This window comes from Stenotrophomonas chelatiphaga (assembly GCF_032054965.1).
GTDB lineage: Bacteria > Pseudomonadota > Gammaproteobacteria > Xanthomonadales > Xanthomonadaceae > Stenotrophomonas > Stenotrophomonas chelatiphaga.
The window spans coordinates 50,272-73,138 of the sequence record NZ_DAMBRS010000009.1; the positions used below are offsets into that span (position 1 = coordinate 50,272).

The window sequence follows — 22,867 nt, forward strand, 5'->3', positions numbered from 1 at the left end:
TCTACCAGACTGAGCTACACCCCGAAGGAGCCGCCTAAGATACCGTGTGAAGGCCAAGGCGGCAACACTTTTGTTGCATCATTTGCCGTCGCGGCCGTCGATGCTGCCCGACTCGCGGGCTTCGAACCACATGCCGTTGAGGATGGCCACGACCGAGGCCAGGCCGGTGCCGAGGATCCAGGCGAAATACCACATGGTGTGCTCCTTCGAGAGGTGCCGGCGGTTGGCCGGCACGTGGGGGTCAATACGCGTTGGGGTTGTCTGACATGTCTTCGGCCGTGGTCTTGCCCTTCAACACGCGGTAGACCCAGGTGGTGTAGGCCAGCACGATCGGCAGGAAGATCACCGTGGCCACCAGCATGATGAACAGCGTGAGGTGGCTGGAGGAGGCATCCCATACGGTCAGGCTGGAACCGGGCTGGCTGGAGGAGGGCAGCAGGAACGGGAAGATCGCGAAACCGACGGTCAGGATGATGCCGGTGATCGACGCCCCCGAGGCCAGGAACGCCAGGCCGCCACGCCGGGCACGCAGCAGCACCGCACTGGCCAGCGCACCGAGCAGGCCGACGATCGGGGCCAGCAGGGTGGCCGGCATGCTGCTGTAGTTGCGCAGCCAGCCGCCGGCCGCGGCGCCCTCGGCGGCGGTTTTCAGCAAGGGATTGGTCGGGCCATCGGTGACCACCCGCGAGGTGATTTCATAACCCGGCAGGCCGAAGGCCACCCAGGCGCCGGCCAGGGCGAACAGCACGAAGCTGAGCAGCGCCGCCACGCTGCCATAGCGGGCCGAGCGTTCGGCCACCGGGCCGTCGGTCTTCAACACCAGCATGGCCGCCCCGTGCGACACCAGCATCGCCACGCTGACCCCTCCGGCGATCAGTGCGAACGGGGTGAGCAGGCCGAAGAACGAGCCGGTGTAGAAGATCCGCATGCTGTCATCGAAGTGGAACGGCACGCCCAGCAGCACGTTGCCCACCGCCACGCCGGCGATCAGGCCGGGCAGCAGGCCGCCGACGAACAGCACCCGGTCCCAGTTGTCGCGCCAGCGCTTGCCGGGCATCTTGCTGCGGTACTTGAAGCCCACCGGGCGCAGGATCAGGCCGAACAGCATGGCGAAGATGGCCAGGTAGAAGCCGGAGAAGCTGACCGCGTACAGCGGCGGCCAGGCGGCGAAGATCGCACCGCCGCCCAGTACCAGCCAGACCTGGTTGCCTTCCCACACCGGGCCGATGGTGTTGATCACCAGCCGGCGTTCGTCGTCGGTCTTCGCCACGAACGGCAGCAGCGTGCCGACACCGAGGTCGAAGCCATCCATCACCGCCCAGCCGATCAGCAGGATGCCCAGCAGCAGCCACCAGATGATGCGCAGGGTGGTGTAATCGAGTCCAAGGAATTCCATCGGGGTTCTCCTGCCTTACGCCTGGCCTGGGGCCGGGGCGGCATTGTGGGAAACGGACGCGCGCGGCGCCTGCAGGGACGGCAGGATCTCGTCGGGACCAGTGCGGATGGCCTTCAGCATCAGCTTGACTTCGATCACCAGCAGCACCGTGTACAACAGCGTGAACACCGCCAGGGTGGTCAGGATTTCATGCAGGGCCAGGCCGGAGGCAGCGTAGAAGGTGGGCAGCACGCCATCCACGGCCCACGGCTGGCGACCGTATTCGGCAACGAACCAACCGCATTCGATGGCGATCCACGGCGCCGGCAGCGACCACAGGGCCAGGGTCAGGAACCAGCGCTTGTCCTGGAAGTTGTTGCGGCAGGAGTAATAGAACGCCAGTGCGAAGAAGGCGATCAGGTAGAAGCCCAGCCCGGCCATGATGCGGAAGGTCCAGAACAGCGGAGCGACCCGCGGTACGGTGTCCATCGCCGCCTTGCTGATTTCTTCCGGCGTGGCGTTGCCGATGTCGTCGCGGTAGCGCTTCAGCAGCAGGCCATGGCCGAGGTCCTGCCAGTGGCGGTCGAACATCTCGCGCGCCTGCAGATCGTTCTTGTCCGCCCGCACCCGCTGCAGCGCGCCGTAGGCGATCTGACCGCCGCGGATGCGGTGCTCGGCCCGTTCCACCAGTTCCAGGATGCCGGGAATCGGCTGGTCCACCGAACGGGTGGCGATCAGCCCCATCAGGTAGGGGATCTTGATCGCGAAGTCGTTCTGCTGGGTCGCCTGGTTGGGGATGCCGAAGGCGGTGAAGTCCGCCGGTGCCCGCTCGGTCTCCCACATCGCTTCGATCGCAGCCAGCTTCATCTTCTGGTGTTCACTGGCGGCATAACCGCTTTCGTCACCCAGCACCACCACCGACAGCGAGGACAGCAGGCCGAAGGCGGCCGCCACCGCGAAGGAGCGGCGCGCCATTTCACGGTGCTTGTTGCGCAGCAGGTAGAACGCGCTGATGGACATCACGAAGATCGCACCGGTCACGTAGCCGGCGCTGACGGTGTGCACGAACTTGGCCTGGGCCACCGGGTTCAGCAGCACCGCGGCGAAGTCGACCACCTCCATGCGCATCGTTTCCGGGTTGAACACCGCGCCGGTGGGGTTCTGCATCCAGCCGTTGGCGATCAGGATCCATACCGCCGACAGGTTGGTACCCAGCGCCATGAACCAGGTCACGGCCAGGTGCTTGACCGGGGTCAGCCGCTTCCATCCGAAGAAGAACAGCCCGATCAGGGTGGCTTCGAGGAAGAACGCCATCAGTCCTTCGATCGCCAGCGGCGCACCGAAGATGTCACCGACGTAATGGCTGTAGTAGGACCAGTTCATGCCGAACTGGAACTCCATCACCAGGCCGGTGGCCACGCCGATGGCGAAGTTGATGCCGAACAGCGTGCCCCAGAACAGGGTCATCTGGCGCCAGACCGGCTTGCGGGTCATGACGTACACGCTTTCCATGATGGCCACCAGGAAGGACAGGCCAAGGGTGAGCGGTACGAAGAGGAAGTGGTACATCGCGGTCAGGGCGAACTGCAGCCGCGACAGTTCTACGACTGTCGAATCAATCATGGCCTGGCTACCTCGTGGGATAGTGCCGTTGGGGTTGCGGGAAGGGTGGTCTACGTGGAGCGATGATGTGACCGACTACTTCGAACAGCCTTGATTCAGATCAATGTATGAAGGGATCCCCGGCGCAATCGTATGCCAACCGCAGCGTCGGTGCGACCGGGCGCCGCAGGGGTGCAGGGAGCTGCGCCTACAATGCCCCCAGACCGTTCCAGCCGAGCCACCGTGAGCCAGGACATCGAAACCCAGTTGATCCAAGCCCAGCGCCACGAAGCGCTGCAGCGCAAGGCGCGCCAGCACTGGTTGGACACGCTGGGAGCAGCAGCAAGCGGACGCCGCCGGCTGGCCGCCACGGCGATCAGCGTTTCCGGGGTGCTGCTGGTGGCCCAGGCCGGGGCCATTGCCTGGCTGGTCCAGCATGTGCTGTTCGAACGCGCACCGCTGGCCGACGGCGCGTGGGTGCTGGCGGGGCTGGGCGTGGTGCTGCTGCTGCGTACCCTGCTGGGCAGCGCGACCCAGGCGTGCGCCGGCGATGTGGCCGATGCAGCACGGCTGGCGCTGCGCGAACGTGCCTATGCCAGCGTGCTGGGCAAGGGGCCACTGTGGCTGCGGCAACAGCGCAGCGGCGAGCTTGGCGAAGTGATGCTGGCCCATGCCGATGCCATCGAAAACTACTACAGCGGCTTCCAGCCGGTGCGCATCGAGGTGGTGGTGGTGCCGCTGATCATCGCCGTGGCAGTGGCCTGGGTGGACTGGGTGGTGGCGATCATCTTCATCGCCACCGCGCCGCTGGTGCCGTTCTTCATGATGCTGGTGGGCTGGGGCGCAGAAGCGGCCGGGCGCGCCCAGTTGGGTGAGCTGGCACGGATGAGCGGGCACTTCGCCGACCGTATCAAGGGACTGGGCCTGCTGCGCCTGTACGGCCGCGGCCAGGCCGAACTGGAGGGCGTGGCCGCGGCCGCCGATGGCGTGCGCCAGCGCACGATGAAAGTGCTGCGGATCGCGTTCCTTTCCTCCACCGTGCTGGAGTTCTTCGCATCGGTCAGCGTGGCGATGGTGGCGCTGTACCTGGGCCTGAGTTACCTCGGCATGATGTCCCTGCATGCGCAGGTGCCCACGCTGGGGGCGGGCCTGTTCTGCCTGCTGCTGGCACCGGAATTCTATGCGCCGCTTCGTCGCCTCGCCGCGCACTACCATGATCGTGCCAACGCGCTGGCCGCTGCCGCGGAGATCGAACGCCTGCTCGGCGAGCTGCCCGGGCCTGCGGTGGGACCTGCCCCGCGGCGGGCGCCGGTCAGCGTGCCTGCAGAGCCGGTGCAGGTGCACGCGCCCGTGCTGCAGGCGCGTGGGCTGGTGCTGCGCCCGCTGGGGGCAGGCCACGATGTGCTGCAGGACCTCGGTTTCCAGCTGGAACCGAACCAGCGACTGGCGGTTGTAGGGCCCAGCGGCAGCGGCAAGAGCACCCTGCTTGAAGCCTTGGCCGGCTGGCTGCCGCCACGCGAGGGCAGCATCATCGTGCGTCCGGGACTGGAAGTCGGTTATGCCGGCCAGCGCCCCTATCTGTTCCACGGCAGCATCGCCGACAACCTGCGGCTTGCCGATCCAACCGCCAGCCTGGCCACCCTGCGCCAGGCGGCCGGGGCCGCGCAGGTGCTGGCCTTCGCCGACCGCCTGCCCGACGGACTGGATACGGTGATCGGCGAGCGCGGCTTCGGCTTGTCCGGCGGTGAAGCGCGGCGCATCGGCCTGGCCCGGCTGTTGCTGCGCAATCCCGGCATCCTGCTGCTGGACGAACCCACCGCGTTCCTGGATCCGCGTACCGAAGCGGCCCTGCTGCAGGCGCTGGCAATCCATGCGCGCGGTCGCAGTGTGATCATCGCTACCCACAGCCCCACGGCCATCGCCTGGGCCGACAGCACGTTGCGGCTGCCCGACGGCCTGCTGCACCACGACCCGCGGCAGGTGCGCGCATGAGCGCCGCGCAACGCGATCCGCTGCGCGGGGTGTTCGCCCGCCACACGCCCCGCCTGCTGCTGACGGTCCTGTTGTTGTGGACCACGATGCTGGCCGGGACGGCGCTGCTCGGCCTGTCCGGCGGCTTCCTGACCGCGGCCGCGCTGGCCGGTGCTGCCGGCCTTGGCAGCGGGTTCAACTTCTTCTCGCCCTCGGCGGGCATCCGCGGCCTGACCATGGCGCGGATCGTATCGCGCTACTTCGAAAAGCTGGTCGGCCACGATGTGACCCTGCGCATCGCGCGCGATGCACGGGTATGGTTCTTCCGCCGCGCCTTGCCGCTGGCACCGGCGCGGCTGGGCAGCACGCGTACCGGCGAACTGCTGGCCCGGTTGCTGGGCGACATCGCCGAGGTGGATGGCCTGTTCGTGCGCGCGCTGGGTCCGCTGTGCGCGCTGGCCGCGCTGAGCCTGGTGGCCATCGGATCGGCGTGGCTGATCCTGCCCCAGGCCGCGGCGCTGCTGGCGGCCATGGCCGTGCTGGTCGGCGTGGGCGTCCCGTGGCTGGGGGTGCGCGGACGCGCCGGCGAAGAAGGCGACCGCGCAGCGCACCGCACGCAGCTGCGCACGCTGTCCCTGGAGGGCATCGAGGGTGCCGCCGACCTGGCGGCGCTGGATGCGCTGGACCATTGGCAGGGCAGGGTGGACGTGGCCGCGCGCCAGCTTCGCGCGCGTGATCGTCGGCGGCGCTGGCGCCTGCTGGCCGGCACGACGTTGCACGGCGTGGTGACCGGCGGCGGCCTGTTGGCCATGCTGGTGCTGGCGTTGTCAGCCCATGAAACCGGGCGCCTGGATGCACCGATGGCCGCCGGGCTGGTGTTCCTCAGCGTGGCCATGATCGAACTGTGGGCGGGGCTGGGGCTGGCCTGGCAGGCATTGCAGTCCGGCCAGGTGTCGGTGTCCCGGCTGCAGTCCATCGTCGACCAGTCGCCGATGGTCAGTGAGCCTGCATCGCCGCGACCCCTGCCGACGGGCCCGGCGGCAGTGTGCTGGGAAGGCGTTTCGTTCGCCTGGACGGAGGGCGGGCGCAGCGTGCTCGACAGCGTGGACCTGACGTTGGAGCCGGGCCGGCGCATCGCCATCGGCGGCGACAGCGGCAGCGGCAAGACCACCCTGTCCAGCCTGCTGCTGCGCCTGTATGACCCGACCGGCGGACGCATCACCCATGGCGGGATCGACATCCGCCATTACGCGCAGGATGACTGGCACCGGCAGCTGGCGTGGCTGCCGCAGCACGCACCGGTGTTCGCCGGCAGCGTGTCCGACAACCTGCGTCTTGGTGATCCCGACGCCAGCGACGCCGTGTTGTGGGCGATGCTGGAGCGGGTGCGGCTGGGCGACTGGGCGCGCGCGGTCGGTGGCCTGCAGGGCTGGGTCGGCGAGAACGGCGCCACGCTGTCGGCGGGGCAGGCGCGGCGCCTGGCGCTGGCGCGCGCGTTGCTCCGCGGCGCACCTGTGCTGGTACTGGACGAACCTACCGAAGGGTTGGACGTGGATGCCGCCCATGCACTGCTGGCTGACCTGCCGGTGCTGCTCGAAGGTCGCAGCCTGCTGATCATCACCCATGATCCACTGCCCGAAGGCGTGGTGGACCAGGTGTACCGGCTGCAGGCCGGACGGCTGCACGTGGCGGAGCCTGGCTGAGCCCGCCAGCGTCAGGTGATTCCCGGAGCTGGCGCCGCAGCGTTGTCCGATGGAAGCAATCCGGGCGTTCAGCACACTGGAGATGCGCCACACCGTGGCGCGTGCGGGCTTCGACCCGCGCCACTGTCTCCAGGAGGAATCTCCATGCGCCTGACCTTGTCCCAGGCCCTGTTCGCCAGTGCTGCCTGCTCCCTGCTGCTGTCGCCCGCCATCGCCGGCGCGCAGGCCGGCAACGATGATGCGGCGTGGTCCATCGAAAAACCCCGGCAGACCCGGATCGGCCCTGGCTACTCGCAGGACCTCATCGAAGTGAAGTTCCGCAATGCCGACCGCACGGCGCCCGGCACGGCCGGCTGGACCTCCCGGCGCAGCGGCGCATTGCCCCGGCTTGACGCGTTGACTGCAGCGGATGGACCGGTGCTGCGGGTCACCCCGCTGTTTTCCGCCGATGTCGTGCACGACACATCGCATCGCGTGGACCTGCCCGCACTGGGCCAGTGGTATCGCATGCAGCTGAAAGCGGGACAGGACGCGGCAGCCGTCATCGACCTGCTGAACGGCATGGATGCGGTGGAAATCGCCTACGCCGCACCGCTGCCCGCGCCACCGCCATCGGTCGCTCCGGCGCCTGCCACCGTGCAGTGGGCGTCACCGCTGTTCGTCGAGCGGCAGGGGTACGCGCTGGCTGCCCCGACCGGTATCGATGCCATCCACGCACGCACGGTGCCGGGGGGCGATGGAAAGGGCATACGCGTGGTCGACATTGAATACAGCTGGAACTGGCAGCACGAGGACCTGACCAAACTGCGCGTGCCGGGAACCTGGATCAAGCAGGGGGCCAGCATCAGCGATCCGTTCAACGACAACAACCACGGCACATCGGTGCTTGGCGAGATGATCGCCGATGACAACGGCTTCGGGGTGCGCGGGCTGGTCAGTGGTGCCACGCCGCACTACGTCAACGTCACCAGTCCACAGACCGGCTACAACGCGGCCAATGCAGTGGCGCTGGCAGCGGCGAAGCTCGCGCCGGGCGATGTGATCCTGATCGAACAGCAGTTCCCCGGCCCGGCACCGTGCAACGGCTACGTGGCACCCGAATGGATCCCATCGATCTACGACGCGGTGGTGTCCGCGGTCAGGCGTGGCATCCACGTGGTGGAGACCGCAGGCAACGGCAACGTCAATCTGGACGCTGGCTGCTTCGGTCCCGGTTTTCCGCGCGGGCGGCCTGACTCCGGCGCCATCCTGGCGGGGGCGGGCGGTGCGGCGGCCACGCAGTGGTGCAGGGACAGCGTGGTGCCCCGCTCCAAACTGGGTTTCTCCACCTACGGACGCCGGGTAAACCTGCAGGGGTGGGGCGGCTGCGTGGCCACCACCGGAGGCCGCGACCTGTACAGCGGGGGGCCCAACGCGAGCTACACGCAGCGCTTCAACGGTACCTCCAGCGCGGGACCGATCGTGGCTTCGGCGGTCGCTGCGGTGTCCGGCGCCGCCAAGGCGCGCGGGACCTCGCTCACCCCGTTGCAGATGCGCAGCCTGCTGGTGGAAACCGGCACGCCGCAGGTCGGCAACAATGGTCACATCGGCCCCCTGCCCAACCTGAGGGCGGCGCTGGACCGGCTTGCCGGCATGCCATGACCTGAAGCCGGGGACATCGTGCCCTGATCGGCTTCAGGCAGCAGCGGAAAAGGCGCGCAGCAGTGCCAGGGTGCACGCTGCGTTTGCCGCCGCGCAGACCCAGAACACCTGCTGGAAACTCACCTTGCGGTTCTTGTGATGCAGCAGCGATTGGGCAAACAGGGCACCCGGCCAGCCCCCCAGCAGCGCCAGCACCTGCAGCCTGCGTTCGGATACCCGTGGCTGGGCGCGGATCGCGGCGCGCTTGTCCCGCCAGTAGGCGCCGAAGGTCCACAGGCTGACCAGCAGCAGCCAGCTGGCCAACCACGCCGGCAGCCAGCCGGCCACCGTGCAGCCCAGCAGCATGCCGGCCACCAGCAGCGCCAGCGCGGTCCGCGGGCTCAGCGCGGGTGCATCGGCCGCGGGCTTTGCGCGCTTGCGTGGCGTGGCGCGGCGACTCACAGTTCGCCGAGAAAACCGCGTACCGCAGGACCGAAGCGCTCGAAATCAACCAGGAACGCATCGTGTCCCTGCGGGGAATCCAGGCCGATGAAGTGCGCTTCGGCCCCGCCCGCGCGCAGGCCGTCGGCGATCTGCTGCTGCTGCTGTACCGGGAACAGGATGTCCGTATTGGCGCCGATGGCCAAGGCTTTTTCCACCTTGATGGTCGCCAGTCCGGCCATTACGTCGCCATTGCCATGCTCGGCCAGGTCGAACCAGTCCATCGAGCGGCTGAGATACAGATAGCAGTTGGGGTCGAAGAAGCGCACGAAGCGTCTTGCGTGGCCTTCCAGGTAGCTTTCCACCTGGAATTCCAGGCCGAACGGATCGTCATCGGCCTGGTCCGAATCCAGCCGCACGCGACCGAAACGACCATCCCATTCCAAGGCCGAACGGTAGGTGATCACGCCGAGCTTGCGTGCCATGCGCATCCCCGATTCCGGGTAGTTGGCATCGTCGTACTGGCCGCCATTCCATTGCGGGTCCAGCCGGATCGCTTCGCGCTGCAGCGAGCGGATGGCAATCGAGAACGGCAGGGCCTGCGCACTGCCGGAAATGTTGATGTGGCTGCGCGCGATGCCCGGGTGCAGCAGCAGCAGGGCCAGCGCGGTCATGCCGCCCATCGAGTTGCCGATCAGGCACGCCAGCTGCGTGATGCCCAGCGCACGCACCACCTCGACAGAGGCGCGTGCGCCGTCTTCCACCGATAGCTCGGGGAAGCTCAGGCGATACGGCTTGCCGGTGGCAGCGTCGATGCTCGCCGGCCCGGTGGAGCCCTTGCAGCTGCCCAGTGAGTTCACGCAGATCACGAACCAGCGATCGGTATCGATCGGCTTGCCCGGTCCGACCATGCCTTCCCACCAGCCCGTAGCCGGATTGGCGGCGTTGCTCGCGGCGTGCGCGTCGGGCGAGAGCCCGGTGACGATCAGGATCGCATTGCCGGCATCGGCATCCAGCGTGCCCCAGGTTTCATACGCCACCCGTCCAGCGCTCAGCGCGCCGCCGCGCTTGAACGGGAACGGGGAGGGGAGGGCGTGGAACAGCGTGCCGGGTGGGATGAATTCAGTCATGACCGCATTCTATCCCGTCGCCCTGTATTACCGAGGGATGCCGGTGGGATGCGGTGTTGCCGCATCTGCCCTGCATTCGTAACGGCCGCTGGCAGCCGATCAGCGCAGCGTGGCCAGCGCCTGCCCCAGCTGCACTGCGTGTTCGGCATCCAGGTGCGGGGCGAAATCGGCCACGCCCGGCGGCAGCAGCACGATCACCGTGGAGCCATAGTTGAAACGCGCCATTTCGGCGAAGCGCTCCAGCGTGATGCCCTGGCCACGGTAATCCTTGCGGGTGATGCGGTCACCGTAGTGCGGGATCTCCTCGCCACTCCAGACCGTCTCCACGCCGGATACCAGCAGCGCACCGACCATCACGCTGACCATCGGACCGAAGCTGGTGTCGAAATGGCAGACCAGCCGCTCGTTGCGGGCGAACAGGCCGGGTACCTTGTTGACCGCCGCCGGGCCCACGCTGAACAACCGCCCGGGCACGTGCACGGTCTCGCGCAGGGTGCCGGTCCACGGCATGTGCACGCGGTGGTAGTCCTTCGGTGACAGATACACCGTGGCGAACAGGCCTTCGTTGAACGGTGTGGCATCTTCGACACTGCCCAGCAGTTCGGCGGCGGTGAACGACTGTCCCTTGGCCTGGAAGATGCTGCCGCCTTCGATGCGGCCGAGCTGGCTGATGCGGCCGTCCGCCGGCATCACCAGGGTACGCGGATCGGCATCGGCCACGCGCGCACCGGGTTTCAACGCCCGGGTGAAGAACTGGTTGAACGTCGTGTAGCTGCGCGGATCCGGATTGGCCGCTTCGCCAAGGTTCACGCCGAATTTCGCGGTGACGGTGTCGATCAACCACTGCGCTACGCGCGGGTTGTCCGAGTACGCCAGCGCACGCGCCATCGAAGACAGCAGTCGGTGGGGCAGGGCGTAGCTCAGGGTGGTCATCAAGCTCATGGGGCGGATTTCTCGGTCAGCTTCTGCAGGTCGCGGGCGATGGCCGGCGCATTGAACGGGGGACGGATGATGCCGGCCAGCCGGCCTTCGGCATCCAGCACGGCCAGCGTGGCCGAGTGTTCCATCGTGTAGTCCTCGGGGTTTTCGTCGAAGGTCTTGCCGGGCACCTTCTGGAACACCAGGCCCAGCGAGGTCGCGAATTTTTCCAGCGACGGCACGTCGCCAGTGGCGGCCAGGGTGTCCTTGTGGAAGGCGTGGACGTATTCGCCGAGCCGGGTGGCGCTGTCGCGCTCCGGGTCGACCGACACGAACAACACGCGTGGGCGCAGCGTTTCAGGCACCGCCTCCCATTGCTTCTGCGCCTGGGCCAGGTCCAGCAGGGTGGTGGGGCAGACATCCGGGCAGAACGTGAAGCCCAGGAACACCAGGGTCCAGTGGCCCTTCAGCTCGCCGGGAATGAGCCGGGTGCCGTCGGACTGGGCCAGGTTGAAGTCCGGCAGGGGTCGCGGCTGGGGATAGAAGGTGATCGCTTCGGTAGCGGGCTGGCCGCTGGGTGCCTTCGGCGCGAATACCTTCTGCGCGGCCAGCAGGCCCAGGCCCGCGGCCAGGGCGATCAGCAGGATGATGCCGACGTTGCGATTGAACATGAGGGCCTGCGCTGCCGAGGGATCGGCCCCCATCATAACGGCAGCGCGGTGGCGGTTTCCCCTGCAACGGATGCCGAGGCAGGCGCCAGACCCTATAATCGGGGGCCAATCTACCCGTCGTACCGCCATGACCGCCGAACCGGCCGCCGAACTCCACACGATCATCGACCTGATCCGCTACGGCACCAGCCGTTTCAACGCGGCGGGCCTGACCTTCGGGCACAGCTACGACAATGCGCTGGATGAAGCGACCCAGCTGGTGCTGCACAGCCTGCACCTGCCGCACGACCTCGGTCCGGCCTACGGGCAGGCGCGCCTGCTGCAGTCTGAAAAGCAAGACGTGCTGGCACTGTTCCAGCGCCGCATCGACGAACGCGTGCCGGCCGCCTACCTGACCGGCGAGGCCTGGTTTGCCGGGCTGAGCTTCAAGAGCGACAGCCGCGCGCTGGTGCCGCGCTCGCCGATCGCCGAATTGATCGAAACCGGGTTCGAACCGTGGCTGGCTGGCCGCCACGTGGACCGCGCGCTGGACCTGTGCACCGGTTCGGGCTGCATCGCCATCGCCATGGGCCACTACTACCCGAACTGGGAAGTGGACGGCGTGGACCTGAGCGATGACGCGCTGTCGCTGGCGCATGAGAACAAGGACCGCCTGCAGGCGCACAACGTGACCCTGCTGAAGTCGGACCTGTTCACCGGCCTGGCCGGGCGCCATTACGACCTGATCGTCACCAACCCGCCGTACGTCACCAATGACGAAACCGACGCGCTGCCGCAGGAGTATTCCTACGAGCCTGAAATGGGCCTGCGCGCGGGCGACGATGGCCTGGACCTGGTGTTGAAGATCCTGCGCGATGCGCCGCTGCACCTCAGCGAAGACGGCCTGCTGATCTGTGAAGTGGGCGAGTCCGAACAGCACCTGGTCAAGCTGCTGCCGGAAGTGGACTTCGCCTGGGTCGAGTTCAAGGTCGGCCAGATGGGCATCTTCGCGGTGGAATGCCGTGAGCTGATCGCCCACAGTGCCCGCATCACCGAACTGGCGGCACAGCGGCCGTGAGTTCCAATTCGTTCGGCAAGCTGTTCACCGTCACCACCTTCGGCGAGTCGCACGGTCCGGCCATCGGCTGCGTGATCGACGGCTGCCCGCCGGGGCTGGCGCTGGATGCGGCCGAATTCGCCCACGACCTGCAGCGGCGCGCCACCGGCAAGAGCCGGCATACGTCGGCGCGCCGCGAGGCCGATGAGGTCGAGATCCTGTCGGGCGTGTACGAGGGGCTGACCACCGGCACCCCGATCGCCCTGCTGATCCGCAACACCGACCAGCGCAGCAAGGACTACGCCAACATCGGCCAGCAGTTCCGCCCGGGACATGCCGACTACAGCTACTGGCACAAGTACGGCATCCGCGATCCGCGCGGCGGCGGCCGCTCGTCGGCACGCGAAACCACCATGCGCGTGGCGGCCGGCGTGGTCGCCAAGAAGTGGCTGGCCGAGCGCTTCGGGGTGACCGTGCGCGGTTACCTGTCGCAGCTGGGCGAGATCACGCCGCGTGCGTTCGACTGGTCGGCGGTGGAAGACAATCCGTTCTTCTGGCCCGACGCCGCGCAGGTGCCGGAGCTGGAAACCTACATGGATGCGCTGCGCAGATCCGGTGATTCCGTCGGCGCGCGCGTGGACGTGGTGGCCGACAACGTGCCGCCGGGCTGGGGCGAACCGATCTACGGCAAGCTGGATGGTGAACTGGCCTCGGCGCTGATGAGCATCAACGCGGTGAAGGGCGTGGAGATCGGCGACGGCTTCGCCAGTGCCGCGCAGAAGGGCACCGAGCATCGCGACCTGCTGACCCCGCAGGGGTTCGCCAGCAACCATGCCGGCGGCATCCTGGGCGGTATTTCAACCGGGCAGCCGGTGACGGCGTCGATCGTGCTCAAGCCCACGTCCAGCCTGCGCCTGCCCGGTGCTTCGCTGGACAGCGAAGGCAATGTGATCGAAGTGGTGACCACCGGCCGCCATGACCCCTGCGTGGGCATCCGCGCGGCGCCGATCGCAGAAGCGATGATGGCGCTGGTGCTGATGGACCAGGCGCTGCGCCATCGCGCGCAGTGTGGCGATGTCGGCAGCATCACCCCGCGCATCCCGGGCCACATCGATGGCTGATGCGCGCCCCGTCGTCTGGGTCAGCCAGCCGCTCATCGATGCGGTGATCGAGCCGCTGCGTGAGCAGGTCGAGCTGATCACCACCGACGCGGTGACCGCGTGGACGCAGGAGCAACTGGCGGAACGGCTGCGGGACGTCGACGGGGCCATCATCACCCTCAACGAGCGTATCGGCGCGGCCCAGCTGGCCGGTGCCGATCGCCTGCAGGTGATCGCCAATGTCGGGGTGGGCTACAACAACCTGGATGTCGATGCGCTGAGCGCGGCCGGCGTCCTGGCCAGCAACACCCCGGACGTATTGACCGAGACCACCGCAGACCTGGGCTTTGCCCTGTTGATGGCCGCCGCGCGCCGGATCACCGAATCCGAACGGTGGCTGCGCGATGGCCAGTGGGGCCAGTGGTCGTTCCAGACCATGCTGGGCGCGGACATCCATGGCAGCACGCTGGGCATCCTGGGCATGGGCCGCATCGGGCAGGGCATCGCCCGCCGCGGTGCGCACGGCTTCGGCATGCGCGTGCTGTACCACAACCGCTCGCGGCTTCCGGCTGCGACCGAAGCGGAGGTCGGCGCGCAGTATGCCGAGCTGGATGCCCTGCTGGCGCAGAGTGACCACCTGGTGCTGGTGCTGCCGTATACGGCAGCCTCGCACCACCTGATCAACGCGGCCGCGCTGGCGAAGATGAAGCCTACCGCGACGCTGGTGAACATCGCCCGCGGCGGTATCGTCGATGAGCTGGCGCTGGCCGATGCTCTGGCCCACGGCCGGCTGGCGGCGGCCGGGCTGGATGTCTACGAAGGCGAGCCGCAGGTCCGTCCGGAGCTGCTGGCGCTGCGCAACGTGGTGCTGACCCCGCATATCGGCAGCGCCTCGCTGGGCACCCGCAAGGCCATGGTGCAGCTGGCGGTGGACAACCTGCTGGCCGCGCTGGGCGTGGCCGGTGAAGCGACGCGCATGCCAAGCGCGATCAATGCCGACGCGGCCTTGGCCGCGCGCGCTGCTTCGGGCGATAGAAGCAAAAAACGATAGGGAGCCTCCGCGCCTGCACGAGGAGGTTCCCCGAACCCGGCCGCATTGCGTGAATCCCCCTCCTTTTTTTGAGAATGCCCCATGAGTACCGAACAACGTTCCTTCCATGTCGCCGTCGTCGGCGCCACCGGTGCGGTCGGCGAAACCATGCTGTCCATCCTGGCCGAGCGTGACTTCCCGGTCGGCACGCTGACCCTGCTCGCCTCGTCGCGCTCGGCCGGCGGCGAAGTCGAATTCAACGGCCAGAAGCACATCATCAAGGACCTCGCCGACTTCGATCCGACCGGCGTGGACATCGCGTTGTTCTCCGCCGGTGGCAGCGTGTCCAAGGACTATGCGCCGAAGTTCGCTGCCGCCGGTGCGGTGGTGATCGACAACTCGTCGGCCTTCCGCTACGACGACGACGTGCCGCTGGTGGTGTCGGAGGTCAATCCGGACCAGGTCGCCAACCGTCCGCGCGGCATCATCGCCAACCCCAACTGCTCCACCATGCAGATGCTGGTGGCACTGGCGCCGCTGCATCGCCGTTACGGCATCGAGCGGATCAACGTGGCGACCTACCAGTCGGTGTCCGGCGGCGGGCGTTCGGCGCTGGAAGAGCTGGGCAAGCAGACCGGCCAGCTGCTCAGCTTCCAGGAAATCGATCCGCAGCGCTTCCCGGTGCAGATCGCCTTCAACCTGATCCCGCACATCGACGACTTCCTCGACAACGGCTTCACCAAGGAAGAAATGAAGCTGGTCTGGGAAACCCAGAAGATCCTCGGCGACAGCAGCATCCTGGTGAACCCCACGGCGGTGCGCGTGCCGGTGTTCTATGGCCACTCCGAAGCCGTGGCGATCGAAACCCGCGACAAGGTCACTGCCGCGCAGGCGCGTGAACTGCTTTCGCAGTCGCCGGGCGTGGAAGTGGTGGATCGTCACGAAGCCGGCGGCTACCCGACCCCGGTCACCCACGCGTCGGGCACCGATGCAGTGTACGTCGGCCGTATCCGCGAAGACCTTTCGCACCCGCGCGGCCTGAACCTGTGGATCGTGTCGGACAACATCCGCAAGGGCGCAGCGCTCAATGCGGTGCAGTTGGCCGAGCTGGTCGCTGCCGAAGCACGCTGAGGAGGGAGGGGGGCGTGCCGGTCGCGACCCCCCACTTTGTGGCGGCCAGCCGTTATATTGGCCGCCATGAACAAAGGGGCCCGCGGCGTCATGCGACCGCTCAAGTATCTTTCCATCCTGCTGCTGGCGCTCGCCAGCAGCTCGGCGATGGCGTTGGGGCTGGGTGACATCCGCGTGCTGTCCCGGCCCGGGCAGCCGCTGGTCGCTGAAATTCCGGTGATTTCCGCCGATCCGTCCGAACTGCAGAACCTGCGGGTCGGGCTGGCTTCGCCGGTGACCTTCGAGCGGGTGGGCCTGCAGCGCCCGACCGGCCTGGTCAGTGAACTGCAGTTCGAACTCACCCGTACCGCACAGGGACGGGCGGTGGTGCGCGTCACCTCGGCTTCGCCGGTGGAAACCCCTGCGCTGGCCTTCCTGATCGAGGCCGACTGGGGCCAGGGCAGGCTGGTGCGTGAGTATTCGGCGCTGATGGATGCACCGACCAGCGCGGTTGCACTGAGCGAGCCGGAGATCGAAGCGCCCGCCGGCGCACTGTCCAATGCGATCATCCGTGAGCCGCAGGCCGTGCCGGCGCAGACGCCCCCCGCAACGTTGCCTGCGGACGCTGCACCTGCAACGCGGACCGCCAGCGCGGCGCCATCCCACGCGTCGGCTCCCGTTGCCGCGGGGGCTTCCGGTGATATCGCGGTGCGACCGGGGCAGACCCTGTCGCAGATCGCCCAGACCCTCGCCGGCAGCCAACAGATCAGCCGCGAACGGGCGATGATCGCCCTGCTGCGGGCCAATCCAGAGGCCTTCATCCGCGGCAACATCAACCTGCTCAAGCAGGGGGCGGTACTGCGGGTGCCCGATGCTGCCTCGCTGGCCGCCGTCGATGGCAGCGAAGCGGCGGCGATGGTGAGGGAGCACGCCGCGCAGTGGCGGCAGTCGCGCACCCTTCCGCAGCCTGCAGCAGCCGATTCCAGCGTTGCAGCGGCCACGCCAGCCGCCGCCGCACCGGCGGCCCGCGGTTCCGGCGCGCGTCTTGAAATCGCTCCGGCGGTGGCGGCTGCGGCCGCCACGGCTGGCTCAACCACCGGCACCGGTGATGGCAACGAGGGTGACATGCTCGGCAACGAACAACTGCGTCAGGCAAGGGAAGACGTCGCCACGCGCGATGCCGAGATCGATGAACTCAAGCAACGCGTCGCGGATCTGGAAAAGCTGAAGGCGCAGCAGCAGGCGCTGGTCAGCCTGAAGGACACCGAGATCGCGGCCGCACAGGCGCGCCTGGCAGAGGCCCCGCAGCAGGCGTCCAGCGGTCCCTGGTTCTGGCTGGTGCTGCCGTTGCTGCTGCTGGTGGCCGTGGGCTGGTGGCTGTCGCGTCGCCGCAAGCCTTCGCCCCTGCCGCCGCTGCGCCGCGACGACCACGACGACAGCGCGCTGTCGGTCGCCGTGCCGGCCGGTGCCGGGCTGGACGTGCTGGCCGAGCGCGCGGCTTGGGAGCACGATCCCCGGGAGCAGGCCGAGGCAGACGCCGACGCTGACGCGGTGATCGACGTGCTGCCGGATGCACGCACCGACACCGAGACCGGCATTGCCGGCGGAACGCCCGTGCATTTCGACCTGGAACCCCCGGCAAGCGTTTCGACGGCGGCGCCGCCTGCCGTGGAACCGTTCTTCGAACCCGAACCCGAACCCGAACCGGTGGTTGATCCGGTGCCCGCCTACGCCCGCCATGCCGAGCAGCAGGACGCCTTCCGCGGCGTCTTCGAGCTTCCCGCCAGCGACGTACCGGTGGCATCGGAACTGTCGGAAGAGGCAGCGGGGCAAGCGCCGGATGCGGCCGCTGCCACGTCCGCGCATGCCGGTGGCCATGACCGCCTTGAACTGGCCATCGCGTACCTGGACCTGGGCGATGCGCAGACCGCGCGCTCGCTGCTGGAAGAGGTGGCGCGCAGCGATGATCCGCATCTGCAGGCGCAGGCGCGCGAACTGTTGGCGCGCCTCGGCTGAGCCCTACGCTGAACGGAGTATCGAGCATGCAACGCGACCATCGCATCGACTACATCGAATTCGCTTCGCAGGATCCGGCGCAGAGTCGCGCGTTCTTCCAGGCCGTGTTCGGTTGGCAGTTCCAGGATTACGGTCCGGATTACACCGCCTTCGATGACGGGCGGCTGCAGGGCGGCTTCTATCGTGCCGCGCCAGTGGCAACCGACACCGCAGGCGCGCCCCTGGTGGTGTTGTATGCCGACCAGCTGCAGCCGGTGATCGATGCGATCCTCGCCGCGGGCGGCGAGCTGCTCAAGCCGGTGTTTTCGTTTCCGGGAGGCAGCCGGTTCCACTTCCGCGAGCCCGGTGGCAACGCGCTGGCGGTCTGGTCCGAGCGCGATCCAGCCGGCTGACGCCGGCACCGGCGGCCGGGTTGGCGTCTTTTCACAGATTCAGAGGTAGCAGCATGCGTTACGCCTTGGGCGTTGAGTACGACGGCAGCGATTACAAGGGCTGGCAGAACCTGGGCGAAGCCGGCCCGAGCGTGCAGGCCAGCCTGGAAAAGGCGCTGTCGTCGGTTGCTGATTCGCCGGTGCGCGTGGTCTGCGCGGGCCGTACCGACGCAGGCGTTCACGGCCAGTGCCAGGTCGTGCATTTCGACACCGACGCCGTGCGGGATCCGCGCGGCTGGACCCTGGGCACCACTGCGCGACTGCCGAGGTCGATCGCGGTGCGCTGGTGCATGCCGGTCGCCGATGATTTTCATGCGCGCTTTTCCGCACGCGCGCGGCGCTACCGCTATCGCCTGTTGAACCGTTCGATACGCCCGGCGCTGCAGCGGCAGACGCTGAGCTGGGAACGGCGCCCGCTGGATGCCAGCTTGATGCACCAGGCCGGACAGGCACTGCTGGGCGAGAATGATTTCAGTGCCTTCCGCAGCATCCAGTGCGAAGCGCTGCACGCGCGGCGCGACATGCAGTCGGTCAGCGTGCTGCGCAACGAGGACGTGATCGAAGTGTCGGTGCGCGCCAATGCATTCCTTCATCACATGGTTCGCAATATCGTGGGTTCGCTGATCCTGGTCGGCAGCGGGGAGCGTCCGGTCGAGTGGATCGGCGAGCTGCTGGCCGGCCGGGACCGTACTGTCGCCGGGCCCACTGCACCTCCTCAGGGGCTGGTGTTCCTGGGCCCGTTGTACCCCGACAACTGGCAACTGCCTGCCGAGGTCACTCTATGAGCCGCTCCTATTACCGTACCCGCATCAAGTTCTGTGGCATGACCCGGGCCGGCGATGTCCGCCTGGCCGGCGAGCTCGGCGTGGATGCGGTGGGCTTCATCTTCGCCCGCGAGAGCAAGCGCCGCGTGGCGCCGGCCGAAGCACGCGCGATGCGCCAGGCGATCGCGCCGATGGTCGATGTAGTGGCCCTGTTCCGTGACAACACGCGCGAGGAAGTGCGCGAAGTGCTGCGCACCGTGCGTCCGACGCTGCTGCAGTTCCATGGCGATGAAGACGAGGGTTTCTGCCGCGGCTTCAACATGCCTTACCTGAAGGCCATTGCGATGGGCGGCCGCGAAGAGGTCAATGCGCGCACCCTGCAACTGCGTTACCCCAGTGCGGCCGGCTTCCTGTTCGACAGCCACGCGCCGGGCGGCGGCGGCGGGACCGGCGTTGCCTTCGACTGGACGCGGATTCCCAGCGGCCTGCACCGACCGTTCCTGCTGGCAGGCGGGCTGACCCCGGAAAACATCTTCGATGCGGCCGTGGCGACCCTGCCGTGGGGCGTGGATGTGTCCAGCGGAATCGAGTCCGGGCCGGGCATCAAGGACGGTTACCTGATGCGCAAGTTCGTCGAAGAGGTCCGCCGCGCGGACTGCGCCACCCTCGACTGAGCAGCTACGCCTGTTGCCGGCTCATTGATCGGCAAGTTCGGCCTTCAGCCAGGCCACCAGCGCATCGACACGCGGATCCGCACGCGCTGCATGCCGCGCCAGCACCCACGCCCCGGCGGTGGCGGTGAATCCCCAGGGTGCGATCAGTCGCCCGCCGGCGATGTCATCGGCGACCAGCGGTTCCGGCGCGATCGCGACCCCGAGCCCTGCCACGGCCGCTTCCAGCAGGTAATACAGGTGTTCGAAGCCCTGGCCCGGCCGTAGCGCGCGCGCGTCCAGCGCATGCGCAGCCGCCCAGGCCGGCCATGCCTGCGGCCGCGAGGTGGTATGCAGCAGTTCCTCCGGCAGCAAGGCGGACGCCGGCCGACCCTGCAGGCGGGCCGCCGCCGGATGCTGTGGCGAGAGCACCGCGCCGACCCGCTCCGGTGCCAGTTCGATCACCTGCCAGCCGCTCGGCCACGGCGGTTCCGCCAGCAGCAGCACGGCATCCAGCCGGGCCTGCGCGTCGCTGAAGCTGCCATCCAGCGCCGACCAGTGCACGCTGAGCGCGGGCAGGGCGGACTGCAGCCGCGGCAGGCGCGGGATCATCCAGCGTGCCAGCACGCTGCTGCTGCAGCCCAGCACCAGCGCATCGCGCAGGGCCGGGCGATGCAGCTGGTCCACTGCGGCGTGCAGGCGTTCAAAGGCGTCCTTGCAGGCGGCCTGCAGGGTCTGGCCGCTGGCGGTCAGGCGCAGGCCGCGCCCGTCGCGCTCGAACAGCGCCAGGCCGAGATCGGCCTCGAGCAGCTTGATCTGCCGGCTGATCGCGCCATGGGTGACATGCAGTGCCTGCGCCGCACGCCCCACGCCGCCGAGCCGGGCCGTTGCTTCGAAGGCGCGCAGGGCATTGAGGGGCGGCAGCGGGCGCGTTGTCATGTGAGAAATACTGACATGATGTGGCAGAAATATCGATATTCCCGTAATAACCCGTGCGCTAGAGTGGCGGTCCACCAGTTCGACCCGGTTGCCCTCATGTCGCTCCCCCCGATTCCTGACTTCCATGCTTATCCCGATGCCAAGGGGCACTTCGGGCGCTACGGCGGCAGCTTCGTCGCCGAGACCCTGGTCGGGCCGCTGCAGGAGCTCGCCGCGGCCTACGACCAGGCCCGCAAGGATCCGGCCTTCATCGCCGAATACGACCACGATCTGGCCCATTACGTGGGTCGTCCGAGCCCGATCTACCATGCGCGGCGGCTCAGCGACCACGTCGGCGGCGCGCAGATCCTGCTCAAGCGGGAAGACCTGAACCACACCGGCGCGCACAAGATCAACAACACCATCGGCCAGGCGCTGTTGGCCTCGCGCATGGGCAAGAAGCGCATCATTGCCGAAACCGGCGCCGGCCAGCATGGCGTGGCCAGCGCGACGGTGGCCGCACGGCTGGGCCTGGAATGCGTGGTGTACATGGGCGCCACCGACATCGAACGGCAGAAGATCAACGTCTACCGGATGAAACTGCTGGGCGCCACGGTGGTGCCGGTGACCTCCGGTTCGGCCACGCTGAAGGATGCCCTCAACGAAGCGATGCGCGACTGGGTCACCAACGTGCAGGACACCTTCTACATCATCGGCACCGTGGCCGGCCCGGATCCGTATCCGCGCATGGTGCGTGATTTCAATGCCATCGTCGGCCGTGAAGCACGCGAACAGATGCTGCTTGAGTATGGCCGCCTGCCCGATGCGATCACCGCCTGCGTGGGCGGTGGCAGCAATGCCATCGGCCTGTTCCATGCGTTCCTGAACGACCGTGAGGTGCAGATCTTCGGCGCCGAAGCGGCCGGTGATGGCATCGAGACCGGCCGCCATGCCGCCTCCATCGCGGCAGGCCGCCCGGGCGTGCTGCACGGCAACCGCACCTATGTGCTGTGCGACGACGATGGCCAGATCATCGAAACGCATTCGGTGTCCGCCGGCCTGGATTATCCGGGCGTCGGGCCGGAGCACGCGTTCCTGGCCGACAGTGGCCGCGCGACCTACCTGGGCATCACCGACGAGGAGGCCCTGCAGGCCTTCCACCTGCTGTCGCGCACCGAGGGCATCCTGGCCGCGCTGGAGTCCAGCCACGCGCTGGCGCAGGCGATCAAGCTGGCCCGTGAGCGCCCGCGCGACCAGCTGGTGCTGTGCAACCTGTCCGGCCGCGGTGACAAGGACGTGCACACCATCGCTGCGCGCGAAGGCCTGATCCTGTGATGTCTGCCGCCACTGTATTGATTGAAGGACGTGCCTGAAATGCCTGTATCCCGACTTGATGCCCGTTTCCAGCGACTGCGTGATGCGCAGCGCAAGGCGCTGATCCCCTTCATCACCGCCGGTGATCCGTCGCTGGAGGCGACCGTGCCGGTGATGCATGCGCTGGTCGAGGCCGGCGCCGACGTGCTGGAACTGGGCGTGCCGTTTTCCGATCCGATGGCCGATGGCCCCACCATCCAGCGCAGTTCCGAACGTGCGCTGGCGCGCGGGGCAGGGCTGCGTTACGTGCTGCAGGCGGTCGCGGAATTCCGCAGTCGCGACAGCGATACGCCGGTGGTCCTGATGGGTTATCTGAATCCGGTGGAAATCCACGGTTATGCGCGGTTCGCCACCGAAGCGGTGGCGGCCGGGGTGGACGGGATCCTGCTGGTGGACCTGCCGCCGGAAGAAGCGCACGAGGCCAACGAGGCCTTCGATGCGGCGGGCCTGGCGCTGGTGCTGCTGGCCTCTCCGACCACCAGCGATGCGCGTGCCGATACGTTGCTGGGCCTGGCGCGCGGCTATCTGTACTACGTGAGTTTCGCCGGCGTGACCGGTGCGTCGGACCTGCTCGACCATGATGCGGCGGGTGCACGGCTGCAGGCGCTGCGGGCTCGCGCCAGCGTGCCGGTGGTGGCCGGGTTCGGGATCAAGGATGCTGCCAGTGCGGCGGCGATGGCGCGCCAGGCGGATGGCGTGGTGGTGGGCAGTGCGTTGGTGTCGGTGCTGGCGCAGGCGACCACGCTGGAGGATGCCGTGCAGGCGGCCGGGGCGTTCCTGGCGCCGCTGCGGCAGGCGCTGGATGCCTGAGGCGGCTGTTGGGCTGTTGGTTTGCTGGCTGGCGGGTCTGTTGGCTGGCGGGGCGGGGTGGGTTGGCGGGGGACGGCAAGAGCCGCTCCTGCGGGCCTCGTTTCGCGCCATCCATGGCGCTCAACGCCCCCGCCAACCCACCCCGCCCCACCTTCGACAGGTTCATGGTGACCTCGGTAGCGCCGAGCTTGCGACGG

The 22,867-nt window shown here is 68.1% G+C and carries 21 protein-coding genes and 1 tRNA gene (1 of these 22 cut by a window edge); 13 read left to right on the forward strand and 9 right to left on the reverse strand.

The window, feature by feature from the left end; genetic code table 11:
- The 4 genes from RTX79_RS12275 to RTX79_RS12290 all read right to left on the reverse strand — a co-directional run.
- Window positions 1–24: transfer RNA gene (locus RTX79_RS12275), tRNA-Pro, on the reverse strand; it reaches 153 nt to the left of the window's first position.
- A gap of 54 nt (window positions 25–78) precedes the next feature.
- The gene (gene cydX / locus RTX79_RS12280; protein ID WP_042614095.1) at window positions 79–195 is read right to left on the reverse strand and encodes a cytochrome bd-I oxidase subunit CydX; all 117 of its coding nucleotides are present in this window, start codon (window positions 193–195) and stop codon (window positions 79–81) included.
- Between the two features lie 46 nt (window positions 196–241).
- On the reverse strand, window positions 242–1,396 hold the full coding sequence (gene cydB / locus RTX79_RS12285) for a cytochrome d ubiquinol oxidase subunit II (RefSeq protein ID WP_312684006.1): 1,155 nt from the start codon (window positions 1,394–1,396) through the stop codon (window positions 242–244).
- 15 nt (window positions 1,397–1,411) lie between these two features.
- Entirely contained in the window at window positions 1,412–2,998 is a 1,587-nt protein-coding gene (locus tag RTX79_RS12290; protein ID WP_309684761.1) for a cytochrome ubiquinol oxidase subunit I, read from the reverse strand.
- Window positions 2,999–3,190: 192 nt separating this feature from the next.
- Between RTX79_RS12290 and cydD the strand changes: the two genes are divergently transcribed.
- From cydD to RTX79_RS12305, 3 genes are all read left to right on the forward strand, one after another.
- On the forward strand, window positions 3,191–4,969 hold the full coding sequence (gene cydD / locus RTX79_RS12295) for a thiol reductant ABC exporter subunit CydD (protein ID WP_428696003.1): 1,779 nt from the start codon (window positions 3,191–3,193) through the stop codon (window positions 4,967–4,969).
- A complete protein-coding gene (gene cydC / locus RTX79_RS12300; protein WP_312684010.1) occupies window positions 4,966–6,651 on the forward strand; it encodes a thiol reductant ABC exporter subunit CydC in 1,686 nt (561 codons plus the stop codon). The genes cydD and cydC overlap by 4 nt, the downstream gene beginning before the upstream one ends.
- A gap of 144 nt (window positions 6,652–6,795) precedes the next feature.
- Window positions 6,796–8,292 carry a S8 family serine peptidase gene (locus RTX79_RS12305; RefSeq protein ID WP_312684011.1) on the forward strand — a complete coding sequence of 499 codons (1,497 nt, stop codon included), beginning with the start codon at window positions 6,796–6,798 and terminating at the stop codon, window positions 8,290–8,292.
- 33 nt (window positions 8,293–8,325) lie between these two features.
- Here RTX79_RS12305 and RTX79_RS12310 read toward each other — a convergent pair whose 3' ends face one another.
- From RTX79_RS12310 to RTX79_RS12325, 4 genes are all read right to left on the reverse strand, one after another.
- On the reverse strand, window positions 8,326–8,733 hold the full coding sequence (locus tag RTX79_RS12310; protein ID WP_312684012.1) for a DUF1294 domain-containing protein: 408 nt from the start codon (window positions 8,731–8,733) through the stop codon (window positions 8,326–8,328).
- Window positions 8,730–9,842 carry a homoserine O-acetyltransferase MetX gene (gene metX, locus RTX79_RS12315; RefSeq protein WP_312684013.1) on the reverse strand — a complete coding sequence of 371 codons (1,113 nt, stop codon included), beginning with the start codon at window positions 9,840–9,842 and terminating at the stop codon, window positions 8,730–8,732. The genes RTX79_RS12310 and metX overlap by 4 nt, the downstream gene beginning before the upstream one ends.
- A 99-nt stretch (window positions 9,843–9,941) precedes the next feature.
- On the reverse strand, window positions 9,942–10,784 hold the full coding sequence (asd, locus tag RTX79_RS12320) for an archaetidylserine decarboxylase (RefSeq protein ID WP_312684014.1): 843 nt from the start codon (window positions 10,782–10,784) through the stop codon (window positions 9,942–9,944).
- Entirely contained in the window at window positions 10,781–11,431 is a 651-nt protein-coding gene (locus tag RTX79_RS12325; protein ID WP_057687232.1) for an SCO family protein, read from the reverse strand. Before RTX79_RS12325 ends, asd begins: the two co-directional genes overlap by 4 nt.
- Before the next feature lie 127 nt (window positions 11,432–11,558).
- On the opposite strand from RTX79_RS12325, the gene prmB reads away from it, so the two are divergent.
- The 8 genes from prmB (at window position 11,559) to RTX79_RS12365 (ending at window position 19,592) form a co-directional block, all read left to right on the forward strand.
- Window positions 11,559–12,488 carry a 50S ribosomal protein L3 N(5)-glutamine methyltransferase gene (gene prmB, locus RTX79_RS12330; protein WP_057687231.1) on the forward strand — a complete coding sequence of 310 codons (930 nt, stop codon included), beginning with the start codon at window positions 11,559–11,561 and terminating at the stop codon, window positions 12,486–12,488.
- Complete coding sequence (gene aroC, locus RTX79_RS12335) at window positions 12,485–13,588, forward strand: chorismate synthase (protein WP_057687230.1); 1,104 nt, start codon at window positions 12,485–12,487, stop codon at window positions 13,586–13,588. Before prmB ends, aroC begins: the two co-directional genes overlap by 4 nt.
- Window positions 13,581–14,618, forward strand: coding sequence for a 2-hydroxyacid dehydrogenase (locus RTX79_RS12340; RefSeq protein ID WP_312684016.1), 1,038 nt, complete (start codon window positions 13,581–13,583; stop codon window positions 14,616–14,618). Before aroC ends, RTX79_RS12340 begins: the two co-directional genes overlap by 8 nt.
- A gap of 81 nt (window positions 14,619–14,699) precedes the next feature.
- Window positions 14,700–15,728 carry an aspartate-semialdehyde dehydrogenase gene (locus RTX79_RS12345; RefSeq protein ID WP_309684789.1) on the forward strand — a complete coding sequence of 343 codons (1,029 nt, stop codon included), beginning with the start codon at window positions 14,700–14,702 and terminating at the stop codon, window positions 15,726–15,728.
- 66 nt (window positions 15,729–15,794) lie between these two features.
- Window positions 15,795–17,723, forward strand: coding sequence for a type IV pilus assembly protein FimV (locus tag RTX79_RS12350; protein WP_312684018.1), 1,929 nt, complete (start codon window positions 15,795–15,797; stop codon window positions 17,721–17,723).
- Between the two features lie 26 nt (window positions 17,724–17,749).
- Entirely contained in the window at window positions 17,750–18,115 is a 366-nt protein-coding gene (locus RTX79_RS12355; RefSeq protein WP_312684019.1) for a VOC family protein, read from the forward strand.
- Window positions 18,116–18,168: 53 nt separating this feature from the next.
- Window positions 18,169–18,939: a tRNA pseudouridine(38-40) synthase TruA gene (truA, locus tag RTX79_RS12360; protein WP_057687225.1), complete on the forward strand. Its 771-nt coding sequence runs from the start codon at window positions 18,169–18,171 to the stop codon at window positions 18,937–18,939.
- Window positions 18,936–19,592, forward strand: coding sequence for a phosphoribosylanthranilate isomerase (locus RTX79_RS12365; RefSeq protein WP_312684021.1), 657 nt, complete (start codon window positions 18,936–18,938; stop codon window positions 19,590–19,592). The genes truA and RTX79_RS12365 overlap by 4 nt, the downstream gene beginning before the upstream one ends.
- A 21-nt stretch (window positions 19,593–19,613) precedes the next feature.
- On the opposite strand, the gene RTX79_RS12370 is transcribed toward RTX79_RS12365, so the two are convergent.
- Complete coding sequence (locus RTX79_RS12370) at window positions 19,614–20,507, reverse strand: LysR family transcriptional regulator (RefSeq protein ID WP_312684022.1); 894 nt, start codon at window positions 20,505–20,507, stop codon at window positions 19,614–19,616.
- A gap of 96 nt (window positions 20,508–20,603) precedes the next feature.
- Between RTX79_RS12370 and trpB the strand changes: the two genes are divergently transcribed.
- A complete protein-coding gene (trpB, locus tag RTX79_RS12375) occupies window positions 20,604–21,821 on the forward strand; it encodes a tryptophan synthase subunit beta (RefSeq protein ID WP_309684803.1) in 1,218 nt (405 codons plus the stop codon).
- A gap of 39 nt (window positions 21,822–21,860) precedes the next feature.
- Entirely contained in the window at window positions 21,861–22,670 is an 810-nt protein-coding gene (trpA, locus tag RTX79_RS12380; RefSeq protein ID WP_312684023.1) for a tryptophan synthase subunit alpha, read from the forward strand.
- Window positions 22,671–22,867 lie beyond the last annotated feature (197 nt).

Excerpts from the sequence above, each read along its gene's own strand:
- trpB (WP_309684803.1), top strand. The coding sequence starts at position 20,604 with ATGTCGCTCCCCCCGATTCCTGACTTCCATGCTTATCCCGATGCCAAG.
- cydB (WP_312684006.1), bottom strand. The coding sequence starts at position 1,396 with ATGGAATTCCTTGGACTCGATTACACCACCCTGCGCATCATCTGGTGG.
- RTX79_RS12355 (WP_312684019.1), top strand. The coding sequence starts at position 17,750 with ATGCAACGCGACCATCGCATCGACTACATCGAATTCGCTTCGCAGGAT.
- RTX79_RS12340 (WP_312684016.1), top strand. The coding sequence starts at position 13,581 with ATGGCTGATGCGCGCCCCGTCGTCTGGGTCAGCCAGCCGCTCATCGAT.
- RTX79_RS12325 (WP_057687232.1), bottom strand. The coding sequence starts at position 11,431 with ATGTTCAATCGCAACGTCGGCATCATCCTGCTGATCGCCCTGGCCGCG.
- RTX79_RS12365 (WP_312684021.1), top strand. The coding sequence starts at position 18,936 with ATGAGCCGCTCCTATTACCGTACCCGCATCAAGTTCTGTGGCATGACC.
- cydD (WP_428696003.1), top strand. The coding sequence starts at position 3,191 with ATGCCCCCAGACCGTTCCAGCCGAGCCACCGTGAGCCAGGACATCGAA.
- cydX (WP_042614095.1), bottom strand. The coding sequence starts at position 195 with ATGTGGTATTTCGCCTGGATCCTCGGCACCGGCCTGGCCTCGGTCGTG.
- asd (WP_312684014.1), bottom strand. The coding sequence starts at position 10,784 with ATGAGCTTGATGACCACCCTGAGCTACGCCCTGCCCCACCGACTGCTG.
- truA (WP_057687225.1), top strand. The coding sequence starts at position 18,169 with ATGCGTTACGCCTTGGGCGTTGAGTACGACGGCAGCGATTACAAGGGC.
- prmB (WP_057687231.1), top strand. The coding sequence starts at position 11,559 with ATGACCGCCGAACCGGCCGCCGAACTCCACACGATCATCGACCTGATC.
- cydC (WP_312684010.1), top strand. The coding sequence starts at position 4,966 with ATGAGCGCCGCGCAACGCGATCCGCTGCGCGGGGTGTTCGCCCGCCAC.
- metX (WP_312684013.1), bottom strand. The coding sequence starts at position 9,842 with ATGACTGAATTCATCCCACCCGGCACGCTGTTCCACGCCCTCCCCTCC.
- RTX79_RS12290 (WP_309684761.1), bottom strand. The coding sequence starts at position 2,998 with ATGATTGATTCGACAGTCGTAGAACTGTCGCGGCTGCAGTTCGCCCTG.
- RTX79_RS12370 (WP_312684022.1), bottom strand. The coding sequence starts at position 20,507 with ATGACAACGCGCCCGCTGCCGCCCCTCAATGCCCTGCGCGCCTTCGAA.
- RTX79_RS12305 (WP_312684011.1), top strand. The coding sequence starts at position 6,796 with ATGCGCCTGACCTTGTCCCAGGCCCTGTTCGCCAGTGCTGCCTGCTCC.
- RTX79_RS12350 (WP_312684018.1), top strand. The coding sequence starts at position 15,795 with ATGAACAAAGGGGCCCGCGGCGTCATGCGACCGCTCAAGTATCTTTCC.
- RTX79_RS12345 (WP_309684789.1), top strand. The coding sequence starts at position 14,700 with ATGAGTACCGAACAACGTTCCTTCCATGTCGCCGTCGTCGGCGCCACC.
- trpA (WP_312684023.1), top strand. The coding sequence starts at position 21,861 with ATGCCTGTATCCCGACTTGATGCCCGTTTCCAGCGACTGCGTGATGCG.